Origin of the sequence: Microbacterium rhizosphaerae (genome assembly GCF_034120055.1) — a bacterium.
GTDB classification, from domain to species: Bacteria; Actinomycetota; Actinomycetes; order Actinomycetales; family Microbacteriaceae; genus Microbacterium; species Microbacterium rhizosphaerae.
Window position 1 is genome coordinate 629,815 of the sequence record NZ_CP139368.1, and the last position, 14,977, is coordinate 644,791.

The 14,977-nt window shown below is 69.6% G+C and carries 11 protein-coding genes; 9 read left to right on the plus strand and 2 right to left on the minus strand.

The genetic code is table 11. The features are described from left to right. Positions 1-65: 65 nt before the first annotated feature. A complete protein-coding gene (locus SM116_RS02950; protein WP_320942972.1) occupies positions 66-2,132 on the plus strand; it encodes a M13 family metallopeptidase in 2,067 nt (688 codons plus the stop codon). 183 nt (positions 2,133-2,315) lie between these two features. Next, the gene (locus SM116_RS02955; protein ID WP_320942973.1) at positions 2,316-3,287 is read left to right on the plus strand and encodes a serine hydrolase; all 972 of its coding nucleotides are present in this window, start codon (positions 2,316-2,318) and stop codon (positions 3,285-3,287) included. Here SM116_RS02955 and purU read toward each other — a convergent pair. Then, a complete protein-coding gene (gene purU, locus SM116_RS02960) occupies positions 3,284-4,159 on the minus strand; it encodes a formyltetrahydrofolate deformylase (protein WP_320942974.1) in 876 nt (291 codons plus the stop codon). The two genes, SM116_RS02955 and purU, sit on opposite strands and share 4 nt — an antisense overlap. A gap of 121 nt (positions 4,160-4,280) precedes the next feature. Between purU and SM116_RS02965 the strand changes: the two genes are divergently transcribed. The 4 genes from SM116_RS02965 to SM116_RS02980 are packed head-to-tail and all read left to right on the plus strand — an operon-like array spanning position 4,281 to position 9,127. Beyond that, a complete protein-coding gene (locus SM116_RS02965) occupies positions 4,281-5,582 on the plus strand; it encodes an ABC transporter substrate-binding protein (RefSeq protein ID WP_320942975.1) in 1,302 nt (433 codons plus the stop codon). Between the two features lies 1 nt (position 5,583). Then, positions 5,584-6,552 carry a carbohydrate ABC transporter permease gene (locus SM116_RS02970; protein ID WP_320942976.1) on the plus strand — a complete coding sequence of 323 codons (969 nt, stop codon included), beginning with the start codon at positions 5,584-5,586 and terminating at the stop codon, positions 6,550-6,552. Continuing rightward, positions 6,549-7,475: a carbohydrate ABC transporter permease gene (locus tag SM116_RS02975; protein ID WP_320942977.1), complete on the plus strand. Its 927-nt coding sequence runs from the start codon at positions 6,549-6,551 to the stop codon at positions 7,473-7,475. Before SM116_RS02970 ends, SM116_RS02975 begins: the two co-directional genes overlap by 4 nt. Beyond that, positions 7,472-9,127: an amylo-alpha-1,6-glucosidase gene (locus tag SM116_RS02980; protein WP_320942978.1), complete on the plus strand. Its 1,656-nt coding sequence runs from the start codon at positions 7,472-7,474 to the stop codon at positions 9,125-9,127. Before SM116_RS02975 ends, SM116_RS02980 begins: the two co-directional genes overlap by 4 nt. Positions 9,128-9,146: 19 nt before the next feature. Here the strand turns inward: SM116_RS02980 and SM116_RS02985 are convergent, their stop codons facing one another. Continuing rightward, the gene (locus SM116_RS02985) at positions 9,147-9,803 is read right to left on the minus strand and encodes a GntR family transcriptional regulator (RefSeq protein ID WP_320942979.1); all 657 of its coding nucleotides are present in this window, start codon (positions 9,801-9,803) and stop codon (positions 9,147-9,149) included. Positions 9,804-9,927: 124 nt separating this feature from the next. Here SM116_RS02985 and SM116_RS02990 point away from each other — a divergent pair, with 124 nt between their 5' ends. Genes SM116_RS02990 through gcvPB form a run of 3 tightly spaced genes read left to right on the plus strand, consistent with a single transcriptional unit; the run spans position 9,928 to position 14,977 of the window. Then, positions 9,928-11,991 (plus strand): beta-galactosidase, encoded by a 2,064-nt coding sequence (locus SM116_RS02990; RefSeq protein WP_320942980.1) that lies wholly within the window; start codon positions 9,928-9,930, stop codon positions 11,989-11,991. After that, on the plus strand, positions 11,988-13,367 hold the full coding sequence (gcvPA, locus tag SM116_RS02995) for an aminomethyl-transferring glycine dehydrogenase subunit GcvPA (protein WP_320942981.1): 1,380 nt from the start codon (positions 11,988-11,990) through the stop codon (positions 13,365-13,367). The genes SM116_RS02990 and gcvPA overlap by 4 nt, the downstream gene beginning before the upstream one ends. Then, on the plus strand, positions 13,364-14,977 hold the full coding sequence (gene gcvPB, locus SM116_RS03000; RefSeq protein ID WP_320942982.1) for an aminomethyl-transferring glycine dehydrogenase subunit GcvPB: 1,614 nt from the start codon (positions 13,364-13,366) through the stop codon (positions 14,975-14,977). Before gcvPA ends, gcvPB begins: the two co-directional genes overlap by 4 nt.

The following is a 14,977-nucleotide window of genomic DNA, read 5'->3' on the forward strand; positions in this document are numbered from 1 at the left end:
CCATCCGTCCCCCGCGACGCTACGCCTTGCCCCGGACATCGGCGCCGAGCAATAGTGTTGGAACCATGACCGTCTCCCCCCGTTCCGGTCTCGCCCTCGATGAGCTGAGCGCCGAGATCCGCCCGCAGGACGACCTCTTCCGGCACGTGAATGGCAGCTGGATCGAGACCACCGAGATCCCGGACGACAAGGCGCGATGGGGCTCCTTCCACCTCATCGCCGAGCAGGCCGAGAAGGATGTCCGCACGATCATCGACGAGTCGCAGGATGCCGATCCCGACACGGAGGCTCGCAAGATCGGCGACCTCTACGCGAGCTTCATGGACACCGACCGCGTGGCCGAGCTCGGCGCGTCCCCGCTGGCTCCCCGGCTCGAGCGCGTCGACGCGATCGACTCGGTCGAGACGTTCCTGCGCACGGTCGGCGAGTTCGAGCGCGACGGCGTCGGCGGCATCATCGACCTGTACGTCGAGCCCGACCCGGGCGATCCCACGCGGTACGTGCCCTTCCTCGTGCAGGCCGGCATCACCCTGCCGGACGAGAGCTACTACCGGCTCGACAACTTCGCAGAGACGCGCATCGCGTATCGCGAGCACATCGAGCGCATCCTCGCCCTCGCCGGAATCGAGGATGCGGGCGCCCAGGCCGATCGCGTCTTCGCCCTCGAGACCGAGCTCGCCGCGCAGCACTGGGACAACGTCCGCAGTCGCGACGCGGTCGAGACCTACAACCTCCGCACGTGGGACGAGGTGGTCGCACTCGCGGGCGTCGATCTGAAGCCCTGGCTCGACGGCATCGCACCCGGCCGCCCCGAGGCCTTCGCCGAGGTTGTCCTCTATCAGCCGAGCTTCATCGAGGGGCTCGGCGGCCTTCTCACGGCCGGGCGGATCGAGGACTGGAAGGCCTGGCTGCGCTTCAAGATCGTGCACGGCGCGGCGGCGTTCCTCTCCGACGACTTCGTCGACGAGAACTTCTCGTTCTACGGCACGCAGCTCACCGGCGTGCCGGTCAACCGCGAGCGCTGGAAGCGCGGTGTGAGCGTCGTCGAGGCCGCGCTCGGCGAGGCCGTCGGCCGCGTGTACGTCCAGCGGCACTTCCCGCCGGCGGCAAAGGAGGCGATGGACCAGCTCGTCGCCGACCTCGTCGAGGCCTACCGCCGATCGATCGTCGAGCTCGAGTGGATGGGTGCCGAGACGCGCGAGCGTGCTCTCGCCAAGCTGGATGCCTTCACGCCGAAGATCGGCTTCCCGGTGAAGTGGAAGGACTACTCGACCCTCGAGATCGACGCATCCGATCTCGTCGGCAACATCCGGCGCGCCCACGTGCACGAGCACGACCGGCAGCTGGCCAAGATCGGCCAGCCGATCGATCGCGACGAGTGGTTCATGACGCCGCAGACCGTCAACGCGTACTACAACCCGCTCATGAACGAGATCGTGTTCCCCGCGGCGATCCTGCAGTACCCGTTCTTCGACGCAGACCGCGACGCTGCCGCCAATTACGGCGGCATCGGCGCGGTGATCGGCCACGAGATCGGCCACGGCTTCGACGACCAGGGCAGCCGTTACGACGGCGACGGATCGCTGCGCGACTGGTGGACCGACGACGACCGCGCCGCGTTCGAGGAGCGCACGAAGGCGCTCATCAGCCAGTACGACGCGCTGTCGCCCCGCGGTCTGCCCGAGCACCACGTCAACGGCGCCCTCACGATCGGCGAGAACATCGGCGATCTCGGCGGCCTCGGCATCGCCCTGAAGGCGTACGCCATCGCGCTCGAGCGTGAGGGCGGCCCTTCGACAGGCTCAGGGACCGATGGTGGCCCTTCGACAGGCTCAGGGACCGCGACAGGCTCAGGGACCGGGGCAGGCCCTTCGACAGGCTCAGGGACCGGGGGGGACGAGGTCGACGGATTCACCGGCATCCAGCGACTCCTGCTCAGCTGGGCCCAGATCTGGCAGCAGAAGGGGCGGGATGCCGAGACCATCCGCCTGCTGACAATCGATCCGCACTCCCCGAACGAGTTCCGCTGCAACCAGATCGTGCGCAACATCGACGCGTTCTACGATGCATTCGACGTCACCGAGTCGGACGCACTGTGGCTGCCTGTCGACCAGCGTGTCACCATCTGGTGACCGCCGCGTGACCCGCCGGTCGTGACGGACTCCGAGTCGGAGCCCGCATCCACTCCGTACCCGCCCCCATCCCCCTCAGGACCCATGTCCGAAACCCGAGCGTCGCGTCGCTCCCGCAATGAACCCCAGCCCGTTCCCCCGACGGGATCCTCAGCCGTACCCGAGGAGCGCGCCTCGGCGCCGATGTCGAGGCGCTCCCGCTCGACGCCTGCTCCACAGCGGTCGTCGACGTCACCCCGCCGGGAGGCCGGTGCCCGCCGCGCCGTCGCTGCATCGCCCCCGCCGGCACCGGGGCGCCGCTCGGCCAAGCCCGCGCGGCGGGGGACCGCCGCGCCGTTCCCCACGACGCTCGCTGCGCTCGACGAGCTCGCGGCCGCCGGTGCGAAGGTCGCGGTGCGCATCGTGGATCTCGACCGCGGCTCCGTCATCCTCGCCGGCGACGACAGCACGACCCTGCCCATCGCCGGGCTGGGCGTCGTCCCACTGCTGATCGAGGTGGCGACGGAGTTCGAGCGGGGCACGCTGCATCCCTACGAGATCATCGACCGGACCACGCTCGAGCCGGTGGAGACGGGCGGGGTGTGGCAGCACCTGAAGGCGCCGGCGCTGCCGCTCATCGACCTTGCCGTGCTCGCTGCGGCAACGGGCGACGCCATCGCGACGAACGCGCTGATCGACCGGGTCGGGCTGCCCGCGGTGCGCGCCCGCATCGAGTCGATGGGGCTGTCGCGGTCGGCGCTGCTCGACCGCTTCCGCGACCACCGCGGGCCCGACGACGCACCGCATTTCGCCCTCGGCTCCGCCGAGGAGCTGGCCTCGATGTTCGCGGCGCTCGTGAACTCCGAGGCGATCTCGGCCGGTGTGAGCGCCCAGGTCGCCGAGTGGCTGAGCCTCAACCACGACCTGTCGCTCGTCGCATCCGCCACCGGCCTTGACCCGTTCGCCCACGAGAACGACGACCACGGCCTGCTCTTCATCAACAAGACCGGCCGCGACGACGGCGTGCGCGTCGAGGCGGGCGTGCTCGCCGGACCGCGGGCCGGCGTCGCCTACGCCCTGATCGTCTGCTTCGACGACCTGTCGATCATGCACCGGCTGCGTGCGCACGGAGTCTTCCGGGCGCTCGGAGTCGAGCTGATGGAGTACGTCTACTAGAAGACGATCGTGTGGTTGCCGTGCCGGATGACCCGGTCCTCGGCGTGCCACAGCACCGCCCGGGACAGGACCTGACGCTCGACGTCGGCGCCGCGACGGGCGAGTTCGGCCGCCGAGTCGGCATGCGTGACGCGGACGGTGTCCTGTTCGATGATCGGCCCCTCGTCGAGGTCGCTCGTCACGTAGTGCGAGGTCGCGCCGATGAGCTTCACGCCGCGCTCCTTCGCCTTGCGGTACGGCTCGGCGCCGATGAAGGCCGGCAGGAACGAGTGGTGGATGTTGATGACCGGCACCCCGACCCGCTCGAGGAACTCCGGCGAGAGGATCTGCATGTAGCGCGCGAGCACGACGAAGTCGACGTTGCCGGCGAGCAGATCCAGGATGCGCGCCTCCGATGCGCTCTTGTCGGGCCCAGGTGTCGACGGCACATGGAAGAACGGCACGCCGAACGATCGCACGTCCTCCGCAGCCGTCGTGTGGTTCGAGACGACCATGGGGATCGACACCGGCAGGTCGCCGCGGCGGTGGCGCCACAGCAGGTCGAGCAGGCAGTGGTCCTGCTTCGAGGCCAGGATCGCCATCCGTTTCGGCGTCGACTGGTCGGTGAGCGACCACTGCAGGTCGAAGCCGCTGGCGAGCGTGCTCTCGAGATCGGCGCGGATCTCGGGCAGCGCCGCGGCGAGATCGGGCCGGTGGAACACGACGCGCTGGAAGTACGCGCCGCCCGTCGGGTCGTCGGAGTACTGGTCGAACGCGACGATGTTGCCCCGGTTGCGTGTGATCAGCGCCGAGACGGCCGCGACGATTCCCGGCTGGTCCTTCCCGTGCACGATCAGGCAGGCGTGGTCGGGGCGGAGGTGGGGGGCGGGCATGCATCGATTCTGCCCCACGGTCACGGCATCCATCTTGACAATTCTGAGTTCTGTATACAGAATACGGAGTGCCCGTCCAGCACCAGCGGGTGCGACCTTCAAAGACGAAAGAGGTAGGGACATGTCCCGCATCACCCCGAAGATGAGGTACATCATCGCGATCGGCGCAGCCTCCGCGCTGGCGGTCGGCATGGCCGGCTGCAGTGGAGGCAGCGGCTCGGGCAGCAGCGGGAAGACCGTCGTCTTCTCGACGTGGGGCTCGGCCGATGAACTCAAGCGGTTCAAGGAGTTCGACGCCGACTTCATGAAGCGCCACCCCGACATCACGGTCAAGCTGCAGCCCGTGGCCGACTACGGCGACTACCACTCGAAGCTGCTCGCGCAGCTGGCGAGCAACACCGCCCCCGACGTCTTCTACGTCGGCGACGACAAGATCGGCCAGTTCGTCGACTCCGGCCGGCTCATGGACATGACGACGCTCATGAACTCCAGCGCCAGCAAGTCCAAGCCCGACGACTTCTTCCCCGGCCTGTTCGGCGCCGCCGTGAAAGACGGCAAGTACTACGCCGCGCCCAACGACGCGAACCCCGATGTCCTGTGGTTCGACCTCGCCGCGCTGAAGAAGGCGGGCATCACCGACAACCCGGCCGACCTCGCCGCCAAGGGCGAGTGGACGACCTCGACGTACCTGGCCATGAACGACAAGCTGAAGGCGGCCGGCCTCACCGGCTCGATCTTCTGGAACTACTGGTCGACCCACTACAGCTGGATCTCGTCTCAGGGCGGGGTCGCCTACGACAGGTCCGGCGCCTTCGTCGGCAACACCGATCCGACGACCGAGTCCGCTGTCGGCCAGCTCGGCGATGGCTTCCAGAAGGGCAAGTTCGTCGTCGCGGACACCCTGCCCGAGGGCGCCGGCGCGGACAGCATGTTCGTGACGCACAAGGTGGGCTTCTACATCGAGGGCCGCTACGGCATCGCGACGGCCAAGCAGTCCGGCAGCCCCGCGGACTACGACATCGCGCCGTGGCCGACGCCCGACGGCACGCAGGCGCCCACCGGTGTCGCGACGTCGTACCTCGCCATGAACAAGGCGACGACCTCGAAGGATGCCGCGTTCACGTTCTGGACCGAGTGGCTGAGCGCCGAGGGCCAGACCTTCCGCCTCGCCGACGCGGGCAACGCCGTGCCGTCGATCAAGGGCGCGGACAAGGTCGTCCTCGAGGGCGGCTACCCGGCCCACGCGCAGACGTTCCTCGACATGCGCGACATCGGCTTCGAGGACTATGCGACCGAGGCGCGCGTCCCGAACCTGTCGACCGACATCAGCGACCTGTACCTCAAGCTGTATCAGGGCAAGGCGACGGCCAAGGAGACCCTCGACCAGAGCGCTGCGCTGATCAAGAGCAAGACCGGCGAGTGAGATGACGGGGATCGCCGCGGGCGAGCGGGAGCTGCAGGCTGAGCTTGCAGCTCCCGGCGAGCCGCAACTCCTGCGCAAAGAGGCGGCGTGGCGTCGCCGCGACCGCCGGTGGGGCTACGTCTTCGTCGCCCCGCAGCTGCTCGGCATGACGCTGTTCGTCGTCCTCCCGTTCGCGGCGAGCCTCGTCCTCGCGTTCGCCCAGTGGGACGGCCTCGGCACGCTCACCTGGGTGGGCCTCCAGAACTTCACGAAGGAGTTCCAGGATGCGCTGCTGTGGAAGTCCATCGCCAACACGCTGATCATCGCGGCCATCACCGTGCCGATCGGCCTCGGGCTGGCCGTCGTCATCGCGGTCGCCCTCGAGAAGCTGAAGACGCGCTCGCTCTATCTCATCCTGTTCTTCGCCCCGGTCGTGACCTCGACGGTGGCGGTCGCGATGATCTGGCAGCAGATGTTCCGCTCCGACGGCGCTCTGTCGACCGTCATCTCGAAGGTCTTCGGCATCGCACCGCCGGACTGGCTGCAAGACCCGCGCCTGGCTCTCCTGGCCGTCTGCATCGTCACGATCTGGTCGTCGCTCGGCCTCAACGTCGTCATCTTCCTCGCCGGGCTGCAGAACATCTCGCCGGCGGTCGTCGAGGCGGCCCGCATCGACGGAGCCGGCGCGACGCGCCTGTTCTGGAGCATCCGCCTGCCGCTCCTGTCGCCGATCGTGTTCTTCTCGTCGGTGATCGCGTTCATCTCGTCGCTGCAGACCTTCGACACGGTCTACGTGCTCGTGAAGAACGCCGGACCGGACAACGCGACCCGCACGATCGTGTACCAGATCTACGACCTCGGCTTCGGCCGGTTCGAGTTCGGGCCGTCGAGCGCGGCATCCATCATCCTGCTCGTTCTGACGCTCATCATCACCGCGATCCAGTTCGGCGCGCAGAAGAAGTTCGTGCACTACGAGGACGACCCGGCATGAGCATCATGAATCCCCCCGCGCCCGCGACAGAATCGACGATCGCGCTGACCGCGCCCGGACACGCGCCGCGCCCGGGCGGCGGCCGCACCCGTGCGAAGCGCCGCACCGGGGCCGTCCTGCTGCACGTCGTGCTCGTCGTCGTCGGGCTGCTGTTCGTCTTCCCGTTCATCTGGATGATCCTGACGTCGTTCAAGACGCTGCCGCAGCTGCTGAAGGCGCCGCTGTCGCTCCTGCCGCAGCCGTTCACCTTCCAGAACTACGTCGACGCGTGGAACGACGTGCCGTTCGCACAGGCGTACGTCAACAGCATCTACATCGCCGTGCTCGTGGTCGTCGGCACGATCATCACCGCATCGATGGCGGGCTACGCGTTCGCCCGCATCCGCTTCCGCGGCGCCCGTGCGATGTTCATCGTGTTCCTCGCGACCCAGATGATCCCGGCGCAGGTGACGCTCATCCCGTTCTACCTGCTGATGTCGAAGCTCGGCTGGGTCGACTCGCACCTCTCGCTCATCGTGCCGGCGCTGCTGGCGAACCCGTTCGCGGTGTTCCTCATGCGCCAGTTCGTGCTCTCGCTGCCCAAGGAGCTCGAAGAGGCGGCGCTCGTCGACGGCGCCGGTCGCTTCCGGATCTTCTGGAGCGTCGTGCTGCCGAACCTGAAGCCCGGCATCGCCGCGCTCAGCATCATCACGGCGATCAACGTGTGGAACGCGTTCCTCTTCCCGCTGGTGCTGCTGAACACGCCGGACCTCTTCACGGTGCCGCTGCTGCTGCAGAGCTTCCAGGGCCAGTTCGGCTCGGTGAACTACGGCCTCGTGATGGCGGCGTCGGCGATCTCGACGATCCCGATGCTGATCGTGTTCATCATCGGCCAGCGGCGGATCATCAGCAGCATGGCGGCTTCGGGGCTCGGCGGCCGATGACTCCGGCTGATCTCACGCGGCTCGCCGGCAGGCACCTCGATCTCGTCCGCGCGCCGTTCACGCTCCCCTCGTCGCGGATCCTGGTGTTCCGCGCGGCGGACGGCCCAGGCGTGCGCGTGCACACCGCAGAGTACGAGAAGGGGCTCGACGAGTGCCGGGTGCTCGACTCGCTGATCGTGCGGGATGCCGCGGGGTCGGCGCTGGCGATCACCGACGTGCAGCCGCACGCTGTGGAGCTCGGCGGCGGGGCGGCGACGCTCGTCTTCGACGGGACGGATGCGCTGTCCGTCGGCTCGGGAGAGCGCGGCCTCTCGGCGCAGTGGACCACGCCGGACGGGCAGACGCGGCGCGCGCCGCTCGACCCGGCGCTGCGGTTCGACGTGCATCCGGACCGGTCCGTCGAGGTCGCCGGAGCGGCAGGCCACCCGGAGGCGATGACGAGGTCGGCGGCCGTCTGGGCCGACTGGTTCACGAGGTGCCCGGCCGTTCGCGCCGACCTCCAGGAGATGACCGCGTTCTGCTGGTGGGTGCTGGGGGCGAACATCGTGTCTCTGCCCCGGCTCGGAGATGCCCGCGCCGTCGTGCCGTCCAAGATCGGCTACGTCGGCCTGTGGCAGTGGGACGCCTACTTCATTGCGATCGGTCTGCGTCACGGCGACCCGGCACTCGCCCGCGAGCAGCTGGACATCGCCTTCCGCTTTCCCACGGCTGCGGGTCAGCTGCCGGACGTCGTGCACGAGGAGGGGGTCCTCGCCTCGAGCGACGACCTGCCGCAGGCCGACCGCGACCGGCTGCGCCGCGCCGGCTCGCACATCGCCCAGCCGGATGCGCCGGTGCCGCTCACCAAGCCTCCGCTGTCGGCGTGGGCGCTGCGCAAGGTGCTCGAGGCCGAGCCGCTGACCGACGAGACCCGGATGTGGGCGCGAGCGCAGCTCGAGATCATCCGGCGCTCGCAGGACTGGTGGCTCGCCGCATCCGATCTCGATCACGACGGCATGCCCGAGTACGGCCACCCCTACTCGTCGGGCCTCGACGACAGCCCCATCTTCGACGGGCCCCTGCCGACGACGGCACCCGACCTCGGTGCGTATCTCGTGCTCCAGGATCTCGAGCTGGCCCGTTTCGGCGAGGAGTTCGGGTTCGATCCCGCGCCCCACCTCGCGCGTGCGGAGCGCACGACGGCGAAGCTGATGGAGATGTGGGATGCCGGTTCCCGCTCGTTCCGGGCACGGGCCGCAGGAGAACCGGTCACGTCGGACGCGATCACCGGCCTCATGCCGCTGCTCACGGGCCGACTGGCTGCCGAGGTCGTCGACGCTCTCGTGGCTGCACTCGATGACCCGCAGCGGTACGGCACGCCGTGGGGGTTGCCGACCGTGGCAGCGGGCGATCCCGACTTCTCCGCGACCCGCATGTGGCGCGGCCCGGTGTGGGTCAACACGAACGTGCTCGTCGCCGAGGGGCTCGCCGCATCCGGTCATCCCGAACGGGCGCGCGCTCTCGTCGAGCAGACCGTGGCCCTGGTGCAGCACGGCGGCGGGCCGCACGAGTACTTCAACCCGCTCACGGGCGAGAAGGCGCCGACCGCGACAACGGCCTTCGGCTGGTCGGCGGCGCTCTTCGTCGACCTCGCGGTGCAGCTCTCCCGCTGAGGGGTGCTCGCGCAGGGGGTCAGTCCGTGAAGTACCCGCTCGAGGCGTTGTCGAGGATGCGCTGCATCCCGTGCATCCAGTTCACGCGCAGGGCGGCGACGGCGGCCGGGATGTCGCCGGCGACGAGGTTGCGAGCGATCTCGGCGTGCTCCGCGGCGACGCGCTCGATCACCGCGTCGCTCGGCACGAGCAGCGACTCGTACCGGTGGAATGCGCCGCGCACGCTCTCGATGAGCGCCAGCAGGCGCCGGTTGGTGCAGGCGGACAGCATGATCGAGTGCCACTCGTCGTCCTTGGAGATGACGAGGGAGTGCTCGACGACCTCCTGGTCGAAGTCGGCGGCGAGCCGCGCGAGACGAGCCCCGAGCTCCTGCAGCTCGTCCACCGGGCTCAGCTCGAGCGCGAGGCCCTCCAGCGCCGCCATGATCGGAGCCAGGTCCTCGAACTCGTGCTTGCTGAGCGGCACGAACCGGAAGCCCTTGCCGTTCTCGCTCTCGATCTGGCCCTCGCTCTCGAGGGCGATGAGCGCCTCGCGCAGGGGCGTGCGACTGACGCCGAGCTCCGCGGCGAGCTGCACCTCGTTGATGCCCTCGCCGGGCTGGACGATCCCGGACCGCATGCGCGCGAGCAGTTCGTCGCGCACCTGCGACCGGAGGTTCTTGCGTTCGATCGCCATGTCAGTCCCTTGGTCGGTGCTTCAGCCTAGAGCTTGACCCGAGACGGCGACGGCCCTACGCTTAATGTATACAGAATACATTGAACAGGGATTCTGTACAGCCCCCGACTCGGAGAGGAGCCCCATGGCCGACACCCCCCGCGCCGTGCGCATCGATGCGCTGGCCTTCGGCGGCGACTACAACCCCGACCAGTGGTCGGAGGACGTCTGGGCCGAGGACATGCGCCTCATGCGCGATGCCGGCGTGAACATGGTGAGCCTGCCGATCTTCAGCTGGCCGCAGCTCGAGCCCGAGCCCGGCGTGTACGACTGGGGCTGGCTCGACCGCATCATGGATCTCCTCCACGAGAACGGCATCGCGATCGACCTCGCGACCGCGACGGCGACACCGCCCAGCTGGCTGCTGCGGGCGCATCCCGAGATGATGCCGATGGATGCCGACGGCCACCGCCTCGAGTTCGGCTCACGGCAGGCCTACTGCCCGAGCTCGCCGGTGTGGCGCCAGAACGTCGCCCGCATGGCCCGCGCGATGGCCGAGCGCTACGGCGACCACCCGGGGCTCGCCATGTGGCACATCTCGAACGAGTACGGCGACCACGTCTCGCGCTGCTGGTGTCCCGAGTCGGCCGCGCACTTCCGCCGGTGGCTGCGGGATCGCTACGGCGACCTCGACGGGCTCAACGACGCCTGGGGCGTGAACGTGTGGGGACAGCGCTACACATCGTGGGACCACATCGAGACGCCCAAGAAGGCGCCGGGGCCCATCACCCCGACGCAGCTCCTCGACTTCGAGCGCTTCTCGTCCGACGCGATGCTCGAGCTCTTCCGGATCGAGGTGGACGTCCTGCGCGAGGTCACGCCCGACATCGCGGTGACGACGAACTTCATGAGCATGTTCCGCGACCTGGACTACTGGGATTTCGCCGCGGCCGAGGACGTCGTGACCGACGACGGCTACCCCGACCCCGCCGACCCGACCTCGCACGTGGGCGCCGCCCTGAACTACGGGCTCATGCGATCGCTGAAGGGCGGCCGGCCATGGCTGCTGCTCGAATCGTCGGCGAGTGCGACGAGCTGGCGCGACATCAACGTCCCGAAGGCGCCCGGCAAGATCCGGGTCGAGAGCCTGCAGGCCGTCGCGCACGGATCCGACGCCGTGATGTTCTTCCAGTGGCGCCAGGCCGCCTACGGCCAGGAGAAGTTCCACTCGTCGATGCTCGGCCACCGCGGCGAGCGCTCGCGGTCGTTCCAGGAGACCAAGGCGCTCGGACACGAGCTGAAGCGCCTGGAGGTCGTGCGCGGCACCCGCGTCCGCTCGCGCGTCGCGCTCGTCGTCGACTGGGACTCGTGGTGGGGCTCGAGCGCCGTGGAGTCGCTGCCCTCGCAGCGCCTGAACTGGGCGCGGCAGGCCCGCGCGTGGCAGCGCGCGCTGCACCTGCTCGGACACCCGGTCGACGCCGTCAAGGCCGCCGGTCCGTTCGACGGGTACGACGTCGTCGTCGCCCCGAACCTCTACATCGCGGATGCCGAGCAGGCCGCAGCCCTCACCGCCTTCGCCGAAGCCGGCGGCACCGTCGTCGTCGGGCCGTTCTCCGGCGTCGTCGACGACACCGAGAAGGTGCACGAGGGCGGCGCACCCGGACCCTTCCGGGAGCTCCTCGGGGTCGAGGTCGACGAGCAGTGGCCCGTCGACGACGGCCTGGCCGAGATCGTCGCCTACGGTTCGCACGCCTACGACAGCCCGATCTGGGGCGAATGGATCGAGGTCCTTCCGGGCACCGAGGTCCGCGGGTCGTACGCGAGCGGTGAGCTCGGCGGGCTCCCGGCCGTCACCTCGCGGGCGATCGGCGCGGGGTCGGCCTGGTATGTCAGCTGCGTGCTCGACGACGACGGGCTCGTCGCCGTGCTGCGGGATGCGCTCGCCGGCGCAGGCCTGCCGGCCCGCGCGCGGGTCGACATCCATCTCGAGGCGGTCACCCGCTCCGACGCCGACACCGACTACACGTTCGTCCTCAACCACGGCCGTACGCCCCTGACGGTCGAGGTGCCGGACGGCGCACACGACCTCATCACCGGCGGCACGACCGCCCCGACCCTCACGCTCGAGCGCTTCGGCGTCGTCGTCCTCGCGACCCCGCGCGGCGAGAGCGCCCCGTTCATCACCCTCGCACCAGAAAGACTGCCGTGAGCGAACCGTTCGTCCATCCGTACATCCCCAACACAGCCCCCGAGGTCAAGGCCGAGATGCTCGCCGCGGTGGCGGCGGCAAGCGCCTCGGAGTTCTATGCGGACGTCCCGGCCGACCTGCGCCTGCACCGCCCGCTGAACGTGCCGGCACCGCTGCCGGCCGAGCAGGATCTGGCGCGCCACGTCCGGGGGATCCTCGCGCAGAACCGCACGACCGAGGAGCGTCTGAGCTTCCTCGGTGCGGGCACCTACAACCACTATGTGCCCGCGGTCGTGGACGAGGTGATCCGTCGGAGCGAGTTCCTCACGGCCTACGCCGGCGAGCCCTACGAGGACCACGGCCGCTTCCAGGCGCTGTTCGAGTACCAGTCGCTCATGGCCGAGCTGCTGGCGATGGATGTCGTGAACGTCCCCACGTACGACGGCTATCAGGCCGCGGCCACCGGGCTCTCCATGGCCGGCCGGCTCACGGGCCGCGGCCGCGTGCTCGTCGTCAGCGACGTGCTGCCCGAGAAGGACTCGAAGGTGCGCGACTACGTTCGTGCAGCACTCGAGATCGAGGTCGTGCCGACCGTCGACGGCACCGCCGATGTCGCGGCCCTGCGCGAGCGCCTCGGCGACGACGTCGCGGCCGTGTGGGTCGAGACGCCGAGCTTCACCGGCGCCGTCGAGACGCGGCTGCGGGAGATCTCCGACGCAGCGCACGCCGTCGGCGCGGTCGTCGTGGTCGGCACCGACCCGATCGGGTACGGCGTGCTGACGCCCCCGGCGCTCCACGGCGCCGACATCGTCACGGGCGACATCCAGTCGCTCGGCCTGCACCAGTGGTTCGGCGGCGCGCACGCCGGCTTCATCGCGGTGCACGACGACCCCCGGTTCGTGATGGAGATGCCCTCGCGCCTGTTCGGGCTGGAGTCGACGGACGTTCCGGGCGAGTACGGCTTCGGCGATGTGGCGTACGACCGCACGTCGTTCGCGCACCGCGAGGACGGCAAGGAATGGGTGGGAACCGCCGCCGCGCTGTGGGGCATCGCCGCCGGCGTGCACCTGTCGCTCATGGGTCCCCAGGGCATGGCCGAGCTCGGCGAGCTGCTGCTCGCCCGCACCCGCTACGCGCAGCGCGAGCTCTCCGCCATCCCGGGCGTCGCCCTCGGCGACGGCGCCCTGCACCTGCGGGAGTTCACGGTCCGGTTCTCCTCGGCATCCGCCCCCGACCTCGTCGCGGCGCTGCGCGCCGACGGCATCGAACCCGGAGTCGTCGTGGACGACAGCACGCTCCTCGTGTGCGTGACCGAGACGACCTCCGCCGCCGACATCGACCGCCTCGCCGCCGCGATCGCCGCGGCGCTGAACACCCGTGAGGAGCAGGCCGCATGAGCCTTCCCGTCGCCCCCAAGCCGAGTCCGCGCCGCTTCCACCAGGCCAGCTGGGACGAGCCGATCGTCTTCGAGCTGTCCACGCCGGGCGAGCGCGGCATCCTGATCCCGTCCGTCGAGCCCTCGGTGCGCGAGGCTGTGGGTGATGTCGTGGCAGCCCTTCCCGAGGGGATGCGGCGTCCCGCGCCGCCGGCGCTGCCCGAGATCGCCCAGATGCGCGTGCTGAAGCACTACCTGCGCCTCTCGCAGGAGAACCTCGGCTCCGACCTCAACGTCGACATCGGCCAGGGCACGTGCACCATCAAGTACTCGCCCAAGATCAACGACCAGCTGATCGAGGTGCCGCAGCTGCGAGCGCTGCATCCGGCTCAGGACCCGGCGGACACGCAGGGGGCGTTGGAGATGCTCTGGCGGCTCGAGCGCCTGATGGCGGAGATCTCCGGGATGGATGCCGTCTCCCTGGCATCGCCCGGGGGCTCGGCGGGCATCTGGACCAACATCGCGATGATCCGCGCCTACCACGCGTCGCGCGGCGAGGGCGAGCAGCGCGACGAGGTCATCACGACGATCTTCAGCCACCCGTCGAACGCGGCCGCGGCGAAGGTCGCCGGCTACAAGGTCATCACGATCCACCCGGACACCGACGGCTACCCCGACCTCGGCGCGCTGAAGGCCGCGCTCTCCGAGCGCACCGCGGCGATCATGGTCACCAACCCCGAGGACACCGGCATCTACAACCCGGCGATCCAGGAGTGGGTCGAAGCGGCGCACGCCGTGGGCGCGCTCGCATCGTACGACCAGGCCAATGCCGCAGGCATCCTCGGCATCACCCGCGCGCGGGACGCCGGATTCGACGTCTGCCAGTTCAACCTCCACAAGACGTTCTCGGCGCCGCACGGCTCCGGCGGGCCGGGCGCCGCGGCCAACGCCGTCAGCGCTGCGCTCGAGCCGTTCCTCCCCGGGCCGCGGGTCGAGCGGGTCGACGGGCGCTTCGTCGTCCGCGAGGCGGGCGACCTGTCGATCGGGCACGTCGCGCCGGCGCACGGCGTCATCCTGCACGTGGTGCGCGCCTACGCCTGGATCATGGCGCTCGGCGCGGAGGGGATGCTGGCCGCCTCGCAGATCGCGGTGCTCAACAACAACTATCTGCTCCAGCGCGTGCTCGAGATCCCCGGGGCGTCCGCACCCTACGCGACGGGGCGTCGCCGCATCGAGCAGGTGCGCTACTCGTGGCAGGAGCTGTTCGAGCAGACCGGCATCACGTCGGAGGAGATCGGCATCCGCATGGCCGACTACGGCTTCCACTACTGGACGAGCCATCACCCGTACGTCGTGCCGCAGCCGTTCACCCTCGAGCCGACCGAGTGCTACTCGAAGGCCGAGATCGACGAGTACGTCTCCGCCCTGGCCCAGGTCGCGCGCGAAGCGCGCGAGACGCCGGAGCTCGTGCGGACAGCCCCGCACAACCAGACCGTGCACCACACCCACCACGACGACCTCGACGACCCCGAGCGCTGGGCGATCACGTGGCGCGCCTATCGCCGGAAGTACTTCGGCGAGACGCCGGCGGACTTCTCGGCGCCGGCAGACCTCGCCGGAGCCGCGGCCTAG